General features: G+C 65.5%; 14 protein-coding genes and 2 pseudogenes. 8 read left to right on the top strand and 8 right to left on the bottom strand.

The features are described from left to right. Positions 1–97: 97 nt before the first annotated feature. Positions 98–814 (top strand): GNAT family N-acetyltransferase, encoded by a 717-nt coding sequence (locus ACQY4T_RS09340; protein ID WP_428540605.1) that lies wholly within the window; start codon positions 98–100, stop codon positions 812–814. A gap of 39 nt (positions 815–853) precedes the next feature. Here ACQY4T_RS09340 and ACQY4T_RS09335 read toward each other — a convergent pair whose 3' ends face one another. Next, positions 854–1747, bottom strand: coding sequence for a CmcJ/NvfI family oxidoreductase (locus tag ACQY4T_RS09335; protein ID WP_428540602.1), 894 nt, complete (start codon positions 1745–1747; stop codon positions 854–856). A 130-nt stretch (positions 1748–1877) separates the two neighbouring features. Between ACQY4T_RS09335 and ACQY4T_RS09330 the strand changes: the two genes are divergently transcribed. Then, a complete protein-coding gene (locus ACQY4T_RS09330) occupies positions 1878–2429 on the top strand; it encodes a TetR/AcrR family transcriptional regulator (RefSeq protein ID WP_428540599.1) in 552 nt (183 codons plus the stop codon). Between the two features lie 34 nt (positions 2430–2463). Here the strand turns inward: ACQY4T_RS09330 and ACQY4T_RS09325 are convergent, their stop codons facing one another. From ACQY4T_RS09325 to ACQY4T_RS09315, 3 genes and pseudogenes are all read right to left on the bottom strand, one after another. After that, entirely contained in the window at positions 2464–5274 is a 2811-nt protein-coding gene (locus tag ACQY4T_RS09325; RefSeq protein WP_428540596.1) for a phosphoenolpyruvate carboxylase, read from the bottom strand. Between the two features lie 174 nt (positions 5275–5448). Continuing rightward, complete coding sequence (locus tag ACQY4T_RS09320) at positions 5449–5862, bottom strand: cupin domain-containing protein (RefSeq protein WP_428540593.1); 414 nt, start codon at positions 5860–5862, stop codon at positions 5449–5451. Between the two features lie 321 nt (positions 5863–6183). Next, positions 6184–6417 (bottom strand): annotated as a pseudogene (locus ACQY4T_RS09315) (DUF3297 family protein); the annotation flags it as partial. A 345-nt stretch (positions 6418–6762) separates the two neighbouring features. Between ACQY4T_RS09315 and ACQY4T_RS09310 the strand changes: the two are divergent. Beyond that, positions 6763–7389 (top strand): glutathione S-transferase family protein, encoded by a 627-nt coding sequence (locus tag ACQY4T_RS09310; protein ID WP_428540590.1) that lies wholly within the window; start codon positions 6763–6765, stop codon positions 7387–7389. A gap of 32 nt (positions 7390–7421) precedes the next feature. Here ACQY4T_RS09310 and ACQY4T_RS09305 read toward each other — a convergent pair whose 3' ends face one another. After that, positions 7422–8312, bottom strand: a complete 891-nt coding sequence (locus ACQY4T_RS09305) for an alpha/beta hydrolase (RefSeq protein WP_428540587.1) — start codon at positions 8310–8312, stop codon at positions 7422–7424. A 187-nt stretch (positions 8313–8499) separates the two neighbouring features. On the opposite strand from ACQY4T_RS09305, the gene ACQY4T_RS09300 reads away from it, so the two are divergent. From ACQY4T_RS09300 to ACQY4T_RS09285, 4 genes are all read left to right on the top strand, one after another. Next, positions 8500–9189: an alpha/beta fold hydrolase gene (locus tag ACQY4T_RS09300; RefSeq protein ID WP_428540584.1), complete on the top strand. Its 690-nt coding sequence runs from the start codon at positions 8500–8502 to the stop codon at positions 9187–9189. A 653-nt stretch (positions 9190–9842) separates the two neighbouring features. Continuing rightward, a complete protein-coding gene (locus ACQY4T_RS09295; RefSeq protein WP_428540581.1) occupies positions 9843–11015 on the top strand; it encodes an acetyl-CoA acetyltransferase in 1173 nt (390 codons plus the stop codon). A gap of 41 nt (positions 11016–11056) precedes the next feature. After that, positions 11057–12679: an acyl-CoA synthetase gene (locus ACQY4T_RS09290; protein ID WP_428542780.1), complete on the top strand. Its 1623-nt coding sequence runs from the start codon at positions 11057–11059 to the stop codon at positions 12677–12679. Then, positions 12679–13038: a DOPA 4,5-dioxygenase family protein gene (locus ACQY4T_RS09285; RefSeq protein WP_428540578.1), complete on the top strand. Its 360-nt coding sequence runs from the start codon at positions 12679–12681 to the stop codon at positions 13036–13038. Before ACQY4T_RS09290 ends, ACQY4T_RS09285 begins: the two co-directional genes overlap by 1 nt. Before the next feature lie 184 nt (positions 13039–13222). On the opposite strand, the pseudogene ACQY4T_RS09280 reads toward ACQY4T_RS09285, so the two are convergent. Continuing rightward, a pseudogene (locus ACQY4T_RS09280) lies at positions 13223–13585 on the bottom strand (VOC family protein); the annotation flags it as partial. Between the two features lie 155 nt (positions 13586–13740). Beyond that, on the bottom strand, positions 13741–14922 hold the full coding sequence (locus ACQY4T_RS09275; RefSeq protein WP_428540575.1) for a 4-hydroxybenzoate 3-monooxygenase: 1182 nt from the start codon (positions 14920–14922) through the stop codon (positions 13741–13743). Between the two features lie 232 nt (positions 14923–15154). On the opposite strand from ACQY4T_RS09275, the gene ACQY4T_RS09270 reads away from it, so the two are divergent. After that, positions 15155–16369 (top strand): ABC transporter substrate-binding protein, encoded by a 1215-nt coding sequence (locus ACQY4T_RS09270; protein ID WP_428540572.1) that lies wholly within the window; start codon positions 15155–15157, stop codon positions 16367–16369. 42 nt (positions 16370–16411) lie between these two features. Here the strand turns inward: ACQY4T_RS09270 and ACQY4T_RS09265 are convergent, their stop codons facing one another. Next, positions 16412–17851, bottom strand: coding sequence for a 4-hydroxyphenylacetate 3-hydroxylase family protein (locus ACQY4T_RS09265; protein ID WP_428540569.1), 1440 nt, complete (start codon positions 17849–17851; stop codon positions 16412–16414). Between the last annotated feature and the right edge of the window lie 349 nt (positions 17852–18200).

Raw genomic sequence — 18200 nt, 5'->3', positions numbered from 1 at the left:
TCTCCTTCATGCTTGGCACTGATCCTGATCCAGCCTGCCCCGGCTGGCAAGTTTCGGAGCCTTCCGGATGCGGATCAGTCGCCAGGATCAAGTGCGGATGGAGCGTGCCCACGTATTGGCATGGCCGGCACAAGACACTGCCGTCATCGACGGCTGGTTATGGCGATCATCCGGCGGCGGATCACAGCGCGCCAACTCGGTCTCCACCATCGATTTCACCGCAACCGACACCGCCGCCGCGATCGATTCCGTCGAGGCGCGCTACCACGCAGCGGCGATGCCGGCGCGCTTCCAAACCTTCGACCAAACCGCCCCGGCCGGCCTCGCCGCCCACCTGTGCGATCGAGGTTATACCGAAGGCGAAGCAACGCTAACGATGTTCAAGCAACTCGAACCCACCACCGCCCCGCCCAGCGTCGAATGCCGCGACCACGCCTGGGACGAGTGGTGCGACGTCTACCTCGGCGCCATCACCGAAAGCCGCCGCCTGGTGAACCGCGAAATCTTGCGCGCCGTGCCACGCCCGCGCGGGTTTTTCGCCCATCGCCAAAACGGCCGGATCATCTCGACCGCACTCTGCGTCATCGGCTTCAACTGTGCCGTGGCCGAATGCGTGGCGACCATCACCGAGGGCCGCCAAACCGGCGGCGCGCGAACCGTCATGACTGGCCTGCTGTCCTGGGCAGCCGACCAGCAAGCCGACATCGCCGGCCTCCAAGTCACCCAAGCCAACGCGCCAGCCATCGGCCTCTACCATTCGCTCGGTTTCACCGCCGGCACCACCAACCGCTTCTGGTTAAAGCACCTATCCTGACCGACACCGGTCAAAGCAACGACCCTGACCGACACCTTCTCACTCGTCGAAGAACGCCAGCGTCCGCAACTCGATGCTCTCCCGAGGCAACATGTCCGCCGGCGCATTCGGATCAGCAAACGACGTGTGCGGCATGAACCGCGCTCGGCCATCCTTCAGCGAATCGAAACACTTAAGTAACAATGCCTCATCCGCCCGCATCGCCGGCGCATAGTACCAGCGATGCGCCGGATTATAGGTCAGACCGTAGATTTCGCCCGTGCGGTCGCGATAGATCAGATCCTGCCCCACCAGATCGCCCTCAGCCAACGACCCGGCATCGCACACCGCCAGCGGAGCGTCATGCAGCGGCCCGCGGATCGGCCGCCACACATTGACGATGGCAAACCGCCGCTGCAACAACACCTCCGCCTCGGCACCCATCAGGTCGCGCACACGTTGCGGACCAGAAACTTCCGTATAGTCTCCATGAATCCGCGTCACCGGCTGACGCGGCGTGCCCGGCGCGCGATCCTCCACGCCATGCTCCCGCCGCCGGATCGTGCGATCGAACACCACCACCCGCGCCGCCCCGGTCGCCTGCTTCACCAGCCGCTCGGCTTCCGGATAATACGTCGCCTCAACCGCGCCCTCGTCGTAAAAATCCGCCACCGAGGTGGCTGCTTCGACCAGCGCGAAACCCTGCACATCCAGCCCCAGCCCGCCCGCGATCGGACGCATGTCGAAAATCGGCACCGTATGCGCCTCGGCAACCAGGTTGCTCTTCGCCACCCCGTCCGGCGGCTCATAGGTGTAGACGTACGGCTTGTCCGCCGTCCTCGCCAGATACACCACCTCACCGGCAACCGCCGGCTCCCCAGCCCCAGAAACACTGGCCCCAAAAACACTGGCCTCAGAAACACTGACCTCAGAAACGGAACTGACCGCGTCCATGATACCTGTCCTCCTTGCGGATCGCATCCGCGCCACTGATATCGACACACCGATCGGTGTGGAACCCAACTTGGTGTACACTCCCCCATCGGCAAGTTAAATTTTTCACCGCGAACAGGAACTGATCAGCGTGACCGAACGAGCTCCCATGGCGGAGCGCATCATGCAGGCGGCCGACCGGCTGTTCTACCGCAAGGGCATCCGCGCCGTCGGCGTCGATACCGTCGCCGCCGAGGCCGGCATCAGCAAGCGCTCACTCTACGACACGTTCGCCTCCAAGGACGCCCTCGTCGCCGCCTACCTGCGCCAGCGCATCCAACCCGTGCCGCCATCCGACCAGCCGCCGGCCACCCAGATCCTGGCGCTGTTCGACCGTCTGCAAGCGCGCTTCGCCGAGGGCGATTTCCGCGGCTGCCCGTTCGTCAACGCGGTAACCGAACTGGCCGAGGACTGCGCCACCGCCCGCGCCATCGCGCGTGACTTCAAAGCCGATCGCCGCCATCACATCGCATCCCTGCTGTCCCAAGCCGGCGCCCCCGACCCCGACACCCTCGCCAGCCAGATCGCGCTGCTGTTCGAGGGCGCGATCGCCGCCATGCTGGTGCAACAGGACCCCGCCGTCGCCCACCACGCGCGAAACGCCGCCAACGTGCTGATGCAGGCGGCGGGCATCCAGAATTAGGCCACCAACCCGAACGCACGGCCTGGCCGCCCCACTACCCGAACGCCCCCACCTCATGCGTCACCGCCGTCGCGATCTCCCGCACCATCCCAAACAACCGCCGCATCGGCGCAAAAATCTCCTCATGCTCCCGCGCATACGCATCACCCCCCCGAGGCGGCGAAGGCTCGCCATAATCGCACCCCGCCGAAGCATCCGCCGCCGCCGGAAAAATCTCCGCCAGCACGGCCAGCGACGCATCGATATCCAGCCGCAGGATCGCCGCCTCCAGCGCCAGCCGGGTCACCCCGTGGCGCGGCGAGAAATCCGGAATCTCCGTCGCCAGCAGCCAGATCCGATGGATCAGCGCCAGCCGCAGCGCATGCAGCAACACCTCCCGGTTCGCCATCCGCGGCACATCCGGCCAAGTCACCCGCAACGCCAGATGATCGGCCGAGATGCGCCGGAACATCGATTGCGCCGCCGCCCAGATATCCAGCCGCTCCAGCGCCTTGGCGACCGCGACCAGCGCCTCGCGCCGCCCCGGCCGCCTGGTATGCGCCGCCCGATCCAACCACGTCCCCGGATCCAGGCTGGCAATCACGGCCCGCAACACCTCGATATCGGAATGCGCCAGCGCGTGGCTCGCCAAATCCATCGCCCGCTTGAACCGCCGGCTGCTATGGCGCAACTCGGTAAACGTTTCCGGATGCCGCGACGCCGCCGCGCCGATCCCCTGCAGCGTGTTCGCGCACCAGCCCACCTGCTGCAAGATCGCGTTGTTCGGGATCGCCCGCAATTCGCTCGGATGGCGAATCCGCGCCGCCCCGCCCATCCCATCCGACTGCCGCGCCGACGGCCGCGACCCGGTCCGATCCAGCAGCGCCGGCCCGAACGCACCCAGCAGCGCGGCATACCCGGCATCCTCGACCAACCCCTCCATGCCGCCGCGAATCGTGGCAAAAAAGTCGGCGGCAAAGTCCGGGTCAGCATACACCGGATCCTCGATCGGACCCGCCGCCGGATGATAGGTCTGTTCGGCGATCCGAGTGATCGTCGCCAGCGCCAGTTCCGGCGACCCGAACAGCAAATACCCGTCGCCGCCCTGGAACGCCGCCTCCTCCCGCACCTTCAGTCCCGCCCGCCCCAGCGCCTGCCGGCACGCCGTCGGCGACAGATACTTCAGCCGATCGGCCAGCGACCCCGGATGCGCCCCGCGCCCGATACTCTCGCCATGAGTATCGAACAGGATAACCTCGACCCCGGTGACCCCATGGTGCTCCAGCGTCTGCCCGATTTTCAGCCGCAGCCGCTCGATCAGATAGCTGGCCGCAAGCTGACCGACATAGCGCCCCGAATCAGAATATCCGAACTGCAGCGCCAGCTTGCCGGTCTGCTTCAGATACGCCCGGTAGTGCGGACTGCGCAGCGCCTCCTCCAGCACCATCGACCCACGCTCCAGCGCATCCGCCGTCTCGAACAGCGGCGAGATCTCGACATTGCGCTCGATCCCGAACAACCGCGCCAGCCACAGCGCCGCCAGCAGCGTATAACCGGTCTCGGTCTCCGCGATCAGGAACCGCACCGCAACCGAACTGTCGATGTGCTTGACGATTTGCGCCACCGTCATCATCAGCCGCGCCGCGGACGCCTGTTCGCTGATCAGCGCCCCAAAATCCACCGGCTCGGCCCGCACCGCGTCCAACGCGGCGTTTATCGCGCCGAACAACGCCCGCCGCCGCGACGGATCCTCCGGCGGATCGGCAATCCCCAGCCGCTGACGCACCACATTGTGGATCTGCGCCGCGTTCAGCCGCGTATGCGTATGCGCCAGCGCCAGCCCGTGCGAGACCAGCCCCGCACGTGCCACCGTCAGCGCCAGTTTGTCGTCATCGGAGGCCCCCGCGATCGCCGAACGGAACAGCCCCAGCAGCGGCGCCGGCGATGTCAACGCGGCGTCCCGGCCACCCACCAAAGCATGTGCGAAGGCCGAAACCTTGGCCGGCTCCGGCTGATCCGGGCACAGCTCGATCTGCCGTTCGACCGCGCCCAGCGCTTCCCCCAGCCGTTCGCTCAGCGGCCCCGCACTGCTCGACGCTTTCGGCAGCCCCGACACCCGCGCCCGCAACCGAGCAAGCTGCAGCCGCTTCATCTCCAGCCGCAGCCGCAGCGTATCCCACCAGCCGATATCGGTCCGCCCGTCCGTATCGTAGCCAACCCACGTCGACAGGATCACCGGGCTCGGCGTCAACTCGGTCCAGCGGTCGGCCCACGCACCGCGCGCCACCGAAATCAACGCCGTATTGAACCGGTCGATCGCGTCCCGCCCATTGGCAATGGCCGCCACCGACTGCTCGAACTCGCTGCGCAGATTGATCGGCGGCGGACGATGCGATTCGAAATCCCCGCCCGGCCGACCGCTGGCCGCTTCCGCCAGAGCCTGGTTCACCGCCAACGGCACCGAGAACGTCGGATGCGCCGTGAACACCGCGGCAAACCGCGTCCGCTCGGTCAACGCCCGATACTCCGCCCAACGCACCGGACTGTCGTCCGGATCGGGCCGCAACAGATGCCGGGCCAGCGTCGCCAGGATGCCCTCGTTCGCTGCCGTGTCGATGCCGCCGACATACGATTGTATCCGAGCCGCCCGATCATGGAACGCGGCATCGCGCAAATACCGGATCAGGCCGGCGATATCGGCCTCGCTCAGGCTGGCGTTGTCCAGCCGCCGAGTGATCGCCAGCGACACCAACAACACCGGATTGCCGAACGGGTCCTCTTCCGCCCGCGCACCCAGTCGGCCCGTCAGGTCCAGGAGTTCCTGGGCCAGGACAGTCGTCGACGGCGCGGCTGAAACATCCGGCATGAACCGAGTGTGACCCGCTTTGTGCAACGCAGCAAGCACCAGCCCGGGCGCATCTCACACGGCAAACGCCGATTTCAAAGAGGACCCCGCAGCACTCCGCCATACCAGCAAAACGCCCGCCGCTGTCAGCGGCGAAACTAACGGCTGCCGCCGCCGACGAAACCTGCGCCGCCGCTACTTCATCCCGGCCGGCGGGTCACACGCCACGGTCTTCATCTCCGACGGCACCGAAACCTCCAGCAATTCGAGCTCATCCGCCGTCCCGGTCTCGTTATGCCGCATCCCGCCCGGAATCATCAGCGACTCCCCAGGCTTCAGCCGCACCTCGGTGCCGTCCTCGAACTCCAGATCGACCCAGCCCTTCAGCAGATAGACGAACTGCTGCTCGCAGAGGTGATAGTGCCACCCGGTCGGCTCACCCATCCCTTGCGTCGCCGTGGTCACCTGCGCCCGCATCTTGCCCCCGGTCGCTCGGGTCACCCCAAGATCGCGGTACTTGAAAAACGACCGCCGCCCCGGCAGATAGTCGGCGTTCTCCAGCGTCGCATGCGCCAGCTTGCCGCCGTCGGTTCCCACCACGTCGTTCATGTTCATTCGCCTCCCACGAGCCGCGCCACGCTGATCGGCGCAATCAACACAGCATGATCGCGCAGAGCGATCCGTTCAAGCCACGCGAGCAGCAACAGCCCATCCCGCCGACGGCGCAACCGCGGACAATCGCGCCGCCGCCCACCAATGGCCTCCGCCGCCCCTGGCAACCTATTCCGTTGCCCCTTGTTCCGTCGCACCAACACCGCCGGCTGCCTCGCGCCCACCGCCATCGCCCCCTGCGCCATCGCCCTGGGCACCCTCGCCCCGGACACCCTCGCCCTGGGCACCTTCGCTCCCGGCGCCATCACGCCCCGCCGCGTCGCGAAAATACGGCTCGACCGGCCCGCTCGCCTTCATCGTCATCGGCTTCCCGCGCCGGTCCAGCGTCTTGCCGACGGCCACCCGGATCCAGCCCTCGCTGACGCAATATTCCTCGACATTGGTCTTCTCGACACCCTTGAACCGAATGCCCACGCCGCGACGCAGCGCCGCCTCGTCGTAAAACTTGCTGCCGGGGTCATTGCAAAGTCGATCGGGCGGGACATCGGACATCAGGAACCTCAAAGCGATCAAGCGCTGCCCGATACCCATCCCGCGCCACGCTGTCCATGCCGGATAGCGCCCGCCACCCACACCGCCTAGGCTCAGGGCTATTGCATTTGCCTCAAACCGACGATGCTGAACCACGGATGCGGAAAGCATATGCAAGGTCTTTGAAACCAATTTTCAGCCTAACTCCTATCGGTGTGCATCCGTGGTCCCCAACCGCTTCTTTCGGTCACACCGCGTCCGGCAAACAGCGCCGACAGAAAATCCAAACGCGATTACCCTGACCACCTGGACCGATCAGCACCGCCTCCCGTATCCCCGGGCTTCACCCAGCCGAAGGAACCACCCATGATCACCGTGCATCATCTCAACGACTCACGCTCCCAGCGCATCCTCTGGCTGCTCGAGGAACTCGCCCTGCCGTACGACATAAAACCCTATCAGCGCGACAAGCAGACCCGCCTCGCCCCGCCTGAACTCAAGTCGATCCACCCGCTCGGCAAATCCCCGGTCATCTCCGACCACGGCCGGGTCATCATCGAGTCCGGCGCCATCATCGACTACATCATCCGCCACTATGGCGGCGGCCGGCTACAGCCCGACACCGCCAGCCCGGCCTATGACGACTACCAGCAGTGGCTGCACTTCGCCGAGGGTTCGGCGATGCTGCCGCTCTTGCTGAAACTCTACGTCTCGATGCTGGGTGACGCCGGCAAGCCGTTGTCGCCACGCATCGAAAGTGAGATCGCCAACCACCTCGGCTACATCAACCAAAGCCTCGCCGGCCACGACTACCTGATGGGAAGCGAGCTCAGCGGCGCCGACGTCCAGCTCAGTTTCGTCGGCGAAATCGCCGGCGCACGCGCCGATCGCGCCGCCTACCCGAACGTCGATGCCTGGGTGCGGCGCTTCCAGGCCCGCCCCGCCTACCAGGCCGCCATCGCCCGCGGCGGCCCTTACGGCTTTGCGCAGTAGGCCCCGGGGTCCGGCGCTGGCCGCGCCGGGACCTAACCCGCCGGCATATATTGCGCGAACCAAGCCAGCGTCGGCTCGATCACCTGACGAAACGGCTCCCCGGCATAGACCTCGTAGTGCCCGACCCCGCGCAGCACCACCAGCTTCTTCGGCTCGCCGGCGCGGGCGTATAACGCCTCGCTCTGCTCCGCCGGCACCAGCCGATCGTCATCGCTGGTGATGAACAGCACCGGCCGAGGCGCGATCCTGTCGACGATCCATTCCGGATGAAACCCCAGCGTATCGTCGATAAACTCCAGCGGGATCTCGCCCACCGCGGCCGGATTGCCGGCCCGCGCGGCGGCCGCCAGTTCGGCCGATTGACGGTCCGGCAGCAGCACCGTGTTGCGATCGGCGAACGCGGACTCTCCAGTCATCACCCGGCGGATGCGGTCCGCCTCCGACCGAACCAGCAGGTCGGCATACTCGTCCGGCCGGCGCACGCTGCGCATCCAGCGCCCGCCGTGCCCGATCCCCACCACCGACACCACCGCCTTCACCCGAGGATCGACCGCCGCCGTCCACACTACTGTCGCCCCGCCATAGCTGGTGCCGTACAGCCCCAGCCGATCGCCATCCACCGTTGCCTGCGCCCCCAGGAACGTCAGCGCCGCTTGGGAATCCAGCACCCGCCCATACGGCGACAGCCGCGCTTTCGGCCCGTCACTGTCGCCCCAGCCCTTGTAGTCGAACGTCAGCACGACATACCCCGCCGCGGTCAACAGCTTGGCGGTGTCCGGCAAATACAGGTCCCTGACCCCGGTATAGCCATGACACAGCACGATACCGGCACGCTTGTCATTCGCCCCCAGCCCATCCGGCAGGAACAGATCCCCCGCAAGCCGCGTCCCCTCACTATAAAAATTCACCGCCTGGCTCGGCATGGCGCTTCTCCGGTTCCTGTGCTGATCTGATGGCCTGCCCCAGAAATTCTCCGCAATTTGCGGCGGACGTCCGGGATCAGCAGGCCACTGAAACAAAAAGCCGGTGCCGCGAGGCGGATGTTCGCCTGATACGGCGCACGCCCGAACCGCGACACTGGCACGCAACAATGAAGCGGAGAAAACCGACATGGCAACCTGCGTCCTGCTGCACGGCGCCTACCAGGGCGGCTGGATCTGGCAGCGCGTGACGCCGCATCTGCGCGCCGCCGGCCACACCGTGTTCGCCCCCACTTTGGACGGCTGCGCCGAACGCCGCCACGCCCTGCGCCCCGGCATCGACACCGAATCACAGGCCGCCGAGATCTCGGAAATGCTGTTCTTCCAGGACCTGCACGACATCATCCTGGTCGGCACCAGTTGCGGCGGCATGGTCGCCGCCCGCGTCGCCGAAACCACCCGCGACCGCATCGGGCGCATCGTGCTGGCCGACGCCCTGGCGCTGTTCGATGGCGAGACCGTGGCCGACCACGTCAAGCGCCCGACCGCGGTGACCACCGACCTCGCCACCGGCCCATCCCCGGAAGACGCCGCCAACCGCATGTTCGCCTCGCTCGACGAACCCACCAAAGCCTGGGCGATGGCCCGCTACACCCCCCACCCGGTCGCCGCGATGACGGCGCCGGTGAAGCTCGACAGCTTCTGGCGCCAGCACTGGAACGCAACAGTGATCTGGTGCCGCCAAAGCGCCAACCCGCCGCTCAGCCATCAGCAACGCGCCGCCGAAACCTTGAACGCGCGATGGCAAGAACTCGACACCGGACACTACCCGATGCTGACGAAACCCGAGGCACTGGCGGCCCTAATCTTGACCGTCTAATAACCGCATCCAATCTCGTCTCGATTTCGCTACAATATGCCAACTGCAAAGGGCCGGGCTGCGCGTTGAAACGGTCAAAGCCTGGTCCTGACCGCCAGCGGACATGCAGACGATGCACGTTGGTTCGACACAACCAACCCGGAATCCCAGAGCATAGCTCGGCCTTCAGTCCGATAAATTCTGATGCAAACAGTATCCTAACGAATAACAGGAAAAGAAGTAGCTTTGATTAACGATCGCCAGATTTAAGCTCTTCCGTCACGCCTCGTCGGCAGAACTATCATCGCCAACTTATCGTCGCCGCAATCCGCAGCCTGCGGCTCAATCAGACGCTCATTTAAAGTATGCAGTCGCAGGCAAGGCCAAACAGCAAATCGGCATAGCCGCGCTGGAAGGCCACAGCACCGTAGACTTCGTGTTTTCGTGTCTTTGTGTTAAATCAGACCAAACAAATGGCACAAACATCGATCCGGAGTGCGTGACCGTTAACCAACCCCAATACGCACCCACTCACCGTCCTGACATTGGGCACATCGAATTATCCGAACCAAATTCATCTCCCAACTCCCTCTGAGCAACAGGCCATCCGCCTCGCTATCTCCATGCCGATCCGCTAAGCTCATGAACTAACGGCACTCCGAGGAGGAACCATCATGACCGAAGCGTGTATCGTCGGCTGGGCCCATTCCCCATTCGGCAAGCTCGAAGACCCCGATATCGAATCCCTGATCGGCCGCGTCGCCGGCGCCGCCATCGCCGATGCCGGCATCGCCCCGCACGACCTCGATTCCAGCTTCCTCAGCCTGTTCAACAACGGCTTCTCGGCGCAGGACTTCCCCGCCTCGCTGGTGCTTCAGCACGTCCCCGAACTGCGCTTCAAGCCGATCACCCGGTTCGAGAACGCCTGTGCCTCCGGTTCCGCCGCGGTCTACGGCGCACGCGATTTCCTGCTCGCCGGCCGCGGCCGCTTCGCCCTGGTCATCGGCGTCGAGAAGATGACCGCGACCCCCGGCAAGGAGGTCGGCGATATTCTCCTCAAGGCCAGCTACCAAAAGGAAGAGTCCGACATTCCCGCCGGTTTCGCCGGTGTATTCGGCCGCATCGCCGAAACATACTTCCAGCGCTATGGCGATCAGTCCGACGCGCTGGCCGCGATCGCGGCGAAGAACCACAAGAACGGCGTCGACAACCCGTTCGCCCAGATGCGCAAGGACCTCGGCTACGACTTCTGCCGCACCGTCAGCGACAAGAACCCATACGTCGCCCCGCCGCTGAAGCGCACCGACTGCTCGCTGGTCTCCGACGGCGCCGTCGCGCTGATCATGGCCGACGAGGAAACCGCCCGCGCCATGGGCAAAGCAGTGCGCTTCAAAGCCGCCGTGCAGGTCAACGACTTCCTGCCAATCAGCAAGCGCGACATCACCGGCTTCGAGGGTGCCGCGCAGGCCTGGGCCCGCGCGCTCGACGTCGCCGACCGCAAGCTGGAAGACCTGTCGTTCGTCGAATCGCACGACTGCTTCACCATCGCCGAACTGCTGGAATACGAAGCCATGGGCCTTACCGCTCCCGGCCAGGGCGCCCGCGCGGTGCTGGAGGGCTGGACCGCGAAAGACGGCCGGCTGCCGGTCAACCCCTCCGGCGGCCTGAAGGCGAAAGGCCACCCGATCGGCGCCACCGGCGTATCGATGCACGCCATCACCGCGATGCAACTGGTCGGAGAAGCACCGGTCGGCATGCAATTGCCGAAGGCGGATCTCGGCGCGGTGTTCAACATGGGGGGCGCCGCGGTCGCCAACTATGTCTCGATCCTGGAGCCACTCCGCTGAATCCAACGGGGCTGAATCCAACGGGGCTGAATCCAACGGGGCTGAATCCAACGGCGCTGAACCCACCTGGTCCGAACCAACCTGGCCCGAACCAACCTGGGCTGAGTCCTCCCGGGCTGATCCCCACCGCCAACCTCGCCTCCCTGCTGATCCAGACCGCCAGGCGGTTTCCCGACCGCCCGGCGATTGTGTGGCGCAACACCACCTGGACCTGGACCCACGTCCGAGACCGGGTCCGGGCCGCCGCCGCGGCGCTGGCCGCGCGCGGCGTGCGCCACGGCGACCGCGTGCTGCTGCACGCCCGCAACGGCAACGCCGTGCTGGAATCAATGTTCGCCACCTGGATGCTCGGCGCGGTCTGGGTGCCGACCAATTTCCGCCTGACCCCGCCCGAGGTCGCCTATCTGGCGCAATCCTCCGGCGCCGCCGCGCATATCTTCGACACCGCCTTCGCCGAACACGCCGCCGCCGCCGCCGCCGCCAATCCAGCCTGCCGGCTGATGCTCTCCATCGGCGGCGAAGGCCCCGACGACTGGGAAGCATTCGCCGGGTCCGCCGCCTCGATCGACCGCCCCGCCGACGTCGAGCGCGACCATCCGGCCTGGTTCTTCTACACTTCCGGTACTACCGGCCGACCCAAGGCCGGCATGCTGACGCACGGCCAGATGGATTATATCGTTTGCAACCATCTCTGCGACCTGATGCCCGCCACAACCGAGCAGGACGTTTCGCTGGTGGTCGCGCCGCTGTCGCACGGCGCCGGCATCCACGCCCTGCCGCAGGTCGCCCGCGGCGCCGCCAGCATCCTGCTGTCCGGCGAACGGCTGGACTGCGAGCAAGCCTGGGCCCTGGTCGAACAGCATCGCGTCACCAACATGTTCACCGTGCCGACCATCCTGACCATTCTGACCCGGCACGAATCGGTTGACCGTTACGACCACAGTTCGTTGCGATACGTGATCTACGCCGGCGCGCCGATGTATCGCGCCGACCAGGTCCACGCCCTGCGCAAGTTGGGCAAGGTCCTGGTGCAGTATTTCGGCATGGGCGAGGTCACCGGCAACATCACCGTCCTGCCACCGGCGCTGCACAGCGAAAACGACGCCGAGATGCCGGTTGGAAGTTGCGGCGTCCCGCGCACCGGCATGGACGTCACCATCCTCGACGAATCCGGCACCCCGGCCCCGCCCGACACCACCGGGGAGATCTGCGTCCGTGGTCCCGGCGTCTTCGCCGGCTACCACGCCGACCCCGACGCCACCGCCCGCGCCACCGCGCATGGCTGGTTCCACACCGGTGACCTCGGCCACATCGACGCAAGCGGTTTCGTCTACATCACCGGCCGCGCCTCCGACATGTACATCTCCGGCGGCTCCAACGTCTATCCGCGCGAAATCGAGGAAGCGTTGCTGCTGCACCCAGCGCTGGCGGAGGCCTGCATCGTCGGCATGCCGCACGACAAATGGGGCGAAACCGGTGTCGCGGTGCTGGTGCTGCAGCCGAACGCGCAGGCGACCGAGGCGGAACTGCTGTCCCACCTCGACGGCCGGTTGGCCAAGTACAAATGGCCGCAACACTTCGTCTTCTGGCCGGAATTGCCGAAATCCGGCTATGGCAAGGTAACCAAGCGCGACGTCAAACAACTGTTGCAAAAGGACCTGTGATGCCGCCCTCACCCGTCGAACCGACCCGGATCAGCGACTACCATATCCACGTCTATTACGATCCCGAAAGCCGCGATCGAGCTGCAACGTTACGACAATGGATAGAACAACGCTTCAGCGTGCGCATGGGAAGCTGGCACGATGAACCGGTCGGCCCACACGTGGTCGGGATGTATCAGGTCCAGTTCGCCCCCGAATTGTTCCCCACGCTGGTGCCTTTCGTGATGATGAACCGCATGGGCCTGACCGTGCTGCTGCATCCACAATCCGGCCGCCCACGCGACGACCATACGGTAAACGCGACCTGGATGGGCGCCGTGCTGCCGGTCAAGACTGACGTGCTGCGCGAGACCGACTGATCCGAAAGCCGCATGCGCCGCTGAGGCCCCACCCGCCGTTCGGGCCTAGCCATCACGCCTCCGGCCCAGACCCACGACGCAGCGCCCCCGCCACCACGCAGTAACTCCGTGCCTCCGTGTTAAAACCGGACCAAAAGCCCGCACCAACATCACCCAGGGGCCCCAGACCGCGACGCCCCCGCTCTCAATCCGGTGCCATCCCCTTGTCCGCAAGCTCCTTGACCGCCTGCTCGTTCTTCGAAAGCCGCGTCAGTCCCATCCCACGCAGCACGTTCGGCGCCTTGCTGAACTGGATGTTGTCATAGCCGACGATCTCGAAGCGGTTGCCCCAGGGGTCACGAAAATCCAGGAACGGCCCCGCCACCAGTTCGACCCCGGCCGCGGTCAGCGCCCGGCGCACCGCCTCCTTGTCATCCACCACCAGACCGAAGTGGCGGCCATCGTCGGGCCCCTGCCGGCGTCCCTTCTGCAACGCCAGGAACTGGTCCCCCAGATCGATGAACGCCATCTCCTCGCTCTTGCCACGCAGCGAGAATTCGAAGATCCGCGCGTAGAACGCCTATGCCTCCTCGATGTCGCCCACCTCAAGCGCAACATGGTTGAAGCCGACGGCACGCGCTTTCCCAGATAAACTCATGGCCCCTCACCGACACAGCGATCGCATTCAGATAGGCTGTGTGCCGCGGGATTCCACCGCCACCCTCAATCAAACGGCAACCCGACATAGTTCTCCGCCAACGAAACCGCCGACGCATGCGAGGTCCGCACCAGATCGAGATCGGCGAAGTGCATGCGCTGCTCGAAATCGCTCTCATTTTCGTTTCTATGCAGCATCGTCGTCATGTACCAGGAGAACCGTTCGGCCTTCCACACCCGCCGCAGGCAAAACTGGCTGTAACGCTGCAGCAGATCCGACCGGCCGCCGCGGTAGCTCTCCGCCAATGCAAGCGACAGCACCACCACGTCGGCAACCGCCAGATTAAGCCCCTTGGCACCGGTCGGCGGCACGATATGAGCGGCATCCCCGGCAATGAACAGCCGCCCGTACTGCATCGGCTCGCAAACGAACGACCGCAGCGGGATTATGCCCTTCTGCACGATCGGCCCCTCGGTCAGCGACCACCCGTCATCGGTGCCCAGCCTGGCGTGGAACTGCTCCCAGATCCGCGTATCCGACCAGTCGGCGATGTCATCGTTCGGGTCGCACTGGATATACATCCGCTGCACGTCGGGTGAGCGCGTGCTCAGCAACGCGAACCCGTCCTGCTGATGGGTATAGATCAGTTCGTGCCAGGACCGCGGCGCCCGCACCAGGATACCAAGCCAGCCGAACGGATAGACCTTCTGGTATTCCCCACGCCGCGCCGCCGGGATCGCCTGCCGCCCGGGTCCATGGAACCCGTCGGCCCCCACCACGTAGTCGCACGCGACAGTCTCCGCCGGCCCATTGCCGTCGCGCCGGAAATCGATCGCCGGGCGATCGCCGTCGATCCCCCGGATGGTCGTGCCGCCGACCCCGAAGATGATCTCCCCGCCATGCGCCAGGCGATGCGCAATCAGATCCTTCAAAACCTCTTGCTGCGGATACACCATGATCCGCTTGCCCCCGGTCAGCCCAGCAATATCGAGGTGATGCCGCGCTCGGTTCCACTGCAGCGTTATCCCGTCATGCACATGGCCCTCGCGCAGCATCCGCTCGCCAAGCCCAAGCTGCTGCATCAGTTCGACCACCCAATGCTCCAGCACCCCGGCGCGCACGGTTCCCTCCACCTCGTCCCGGCTGCGCGATTCCAGCACGACGGCACTGATGCCATCCCGGTGCAGCAGATGCGCCAGGAACAATCCAGCCGGTCCGGCGCCGATAATCCCGACTTGAACACGCACCTGCCCGCCCCCTGCCCGCGCCGGCCCCGGCGAATCCCGAGCTAGCCACCTCGCACAGATGTGACATCACGCGCCGATCCGGACCACGGCTTTCAGGTATCCCGAACCCGCCGAGTCAGCAACATTGCCCGCGAACCGCGCCAGATCATCCCGGTGCGGCCACGCCGCGGCACTGCACGCGGCGTGACAACACCAGGCTCACCAGACGGCCGCTCAACGGGAGACACGTTTCATGCTGCATCGGCGCACCTTGCTAACCACGATCGGGGCCGCGACCCTCGTCCCGGCCGCCCCGGCGATCCTTCGCGCCGCCGAAACCCCAGGCGTGACCGCAACCGAAATCCGCCTCGGCAACACCATGCCCTACAGCGGCCCCGCCTCGGCCTACGGCACCATCGGCAAAGCCATCGCCGCCCGCTTCAAGATGGCCAACGACGAAGGCAGCTTCGCCGGCCGCAAAGTCAAATTCATCTCCTACGACGACGGCTACAGCCCGCCCAAGACCTTCGAGCAGACCCGCCGCCTGATCGAGGAAGACAAGGTCGCCGCGCTATTCGCCGATCTCGGAACCCCGACCAATTCGGCGATCCAGCGCTACGTCAACCAGAAGAAGGTGCCGCACCTGTTTCTGGCAACGGGCGCGGACAAATGGGGCGACTACAAGCACTTCCCCTGGACCATCGGCTGGCAGCCCAGCTACGTCACCGAGGCCCAGGTCTATGCCAAGTATATCCTGAAGCAGAAACCCGACGCCAAGATCGGCATACTGTATCAGAACGACGACTTCGGCAAAGACTACCTGACCGGCATGCGCGACGTGCTGAAAGGCAATTACGAAAAGCAGGTCAAGACCGTCTCGTTCGAGGTGACCGACGCAACCATCGACAGCCAGCTCGTCAGCCTGCAGGCCGACGGCATTGACGTGCTGATGACCATCGCCACCCCGAAATTCGCCGCCCAGTCGATCCGCAAGGTCGCCCAGATGAACTGGAAGCCGATGCACGTGCTGACCGGCGTCTCGGTCTCGGTCGGCGCGGTGATGATCCCGGCCGGACCGGAAAACGGCGTCGGCATCATCAGTTCGGCCTACCTGAAGGATCCCACCGACCAGCGCTGGGACAACGATGCCGGGATGAAGCAATGGCGCGCGTTCATGGCAAAATATTATCCCGACGGCGACCTCAAGGACGGCGGCAACGTCTCCGGCTTCGCCTTCACCCACACCATGCTGCACGTGCTGGCCCAGTGCGGCAACGACCTGTCGCGGGAAAACATCATGAAGCAGGCCACCAGCCTGCACGACCTGGAAAATCCGGTGCTGTTGCCCGGCATCAAGCTCAACACCGGCCCGACCAACTATCACCCGGTGCGCCAGCTCCAGTTGATGCGCTGGACCGGCAAGACCTGGGACCTGTTTGGCGACATCATCGAAGGCGCCTCGACCTGACCCGCACCCCAGGCGCCTTCTGACCAAACAACGAAAACCGCTTCAAACCATCGTCCGCAGCAACCCATCTACCAGCCGGTCCGCCTCGGCGCGTTCCGCCCGCAGCTGCACGTTCTGCCGGTTGCGCGCGCCCGAGGTCAGGTAGAACCGCTCATACTGCTCGTTGCGGCTAGCCAGCGCACTGCCGGCGAAGTCCCAGCCCAGCCGGAAGATCCGCGCCCGCTCCACCGCCGAGGTATCACCCGCCCCGCATAAATACTTGTCGATCAGCGGACGCAGCCCGGCATCGGCGAACGCCGCTGAAGCCGGCGTCGCCAAAACATTGTGCGATCCGATCAGCCGGATGATCTCGTTCACCCGAGGGAACCAGTAAGGCAGCGTGGTGCGCAGCGCATCCATCGGCCGTCCATCCAGGAACCACGCGCCGTTGCCGTGATGATAAGCGCCCTCCTCGCCCGCCCGCACCGCCGATCGAGTCAGCTCCGCATAGCTCCAGATCTCCCCCAGCATCTGCAGCGTCGCCGGGTCCGAAGCACCGACCGCCTCCGCCATCCGGCACGCCAGGCCCCAGGCGAACTCCAGCTTGGTCCACGCCCGCACCATCGTCTGGTGCATCGCGTTGGCCCGCCAGCTTGCCGACATCACCGAGTTGTACACCGCCAGGTTGCCGTCGATGAACACCCGGTCCCGGGGCACCTCCACAGTGTCGAAGATGACGAACGCGTCCTGCTCGTCGAACCGCCCCGACAGCGGATGGTCGAACCGGTTGTCCGGCAGCGAAACGCTGTCGCGACAGATGAATTTCAGCCCCGGGGTATCCATGCGAATACAGAACGACAGCGCATGCCGCCGGCTCGCATCCGGCATCGGCTGGCTCGGATACACCGCGATCTCGTCGGCGAACGGCGCCAATGTCGCCAGCACCCTGGCACCCCGCACCAGGATCCCGTGCGCGGTCTTTTCCACCGTGTGCAACTGAGTCTCGTCGAGCCCCGCCGGCACGTTTCCCTTCGACTTGTCCGACATCGCATGGATCAGCGTGTGCGTCAGGCTCAGGTCCTGCCTGGCCAACTGCTTCTGGAACGCCACCAGGTTTGCCGCGCCCTCCTCGTTGCCGTTGGCTGCCCATTCGTCACTGCGCCCAGCGAACCCGGCATAGGTGACGTTCATGTAGTCCGGCGTCCGACCCATCAGGCCGACCGAGAATTCGGCCACCCGGCGCAGCGCCTTGTGCCGCCGCAGCAGGTCCTGCTTCGATCGCGGAATGATATGGCTGACCGCGACCGGCTCGCCGGTCTCGGGGTCCGCCATCAGGCAGTCGTCGGGATACTGGTGGTGCAGGTCGTAGACCGCGGCGACCTGTTCCGCCGCGCCGCGCAGCGCCGGATGTTCCATCGGATCGCTGACCCGCTGGCCGCCGACCCACAGCGCACGCCGATCTCGAAGACCGCGAAGAAACTCTGCACCGGACCGAGCTGGCATGGCTATCTCCTGCGTGTTTCGCCGCTTGAAGAAGGCCCGCCGGCGAGATCACAACTGATAGCTCCGTTCCCGACGCCACGCCACGCCATCACCAAGCAGCCACTCCGCCGCCGCCGCAACCAACCCCCAGCCGCACGACGTCGTGACTGCTCAAGCACACCGGACGCGGGCACACTCCCGCATCGACGCCCCCTGTCCACCGTGCGGCGGCAACGCCGATCTGGTGTCCTGCCCGGAAGACCGCCGCATCACGCGGCGGACTTCTCCGATCAGCAGGCTACTGAAAATAGAGCGCTAGCGTCGCGCGACCGATGTTCGCTCGATATGGCGAATTTCAGACTCGGGACAC

It is taken from the genome of Rhodopila sp., assembly GCF_965277825.1.
Lineage (GTDB): Bacteria > Pseudomonadota > Alphaproteobacteria > Acetobacterales > Acetobacteraceae > Rhodopila.
This window is presented reverse-complemented; position numbering and strand designations above follow the sequence as displayed.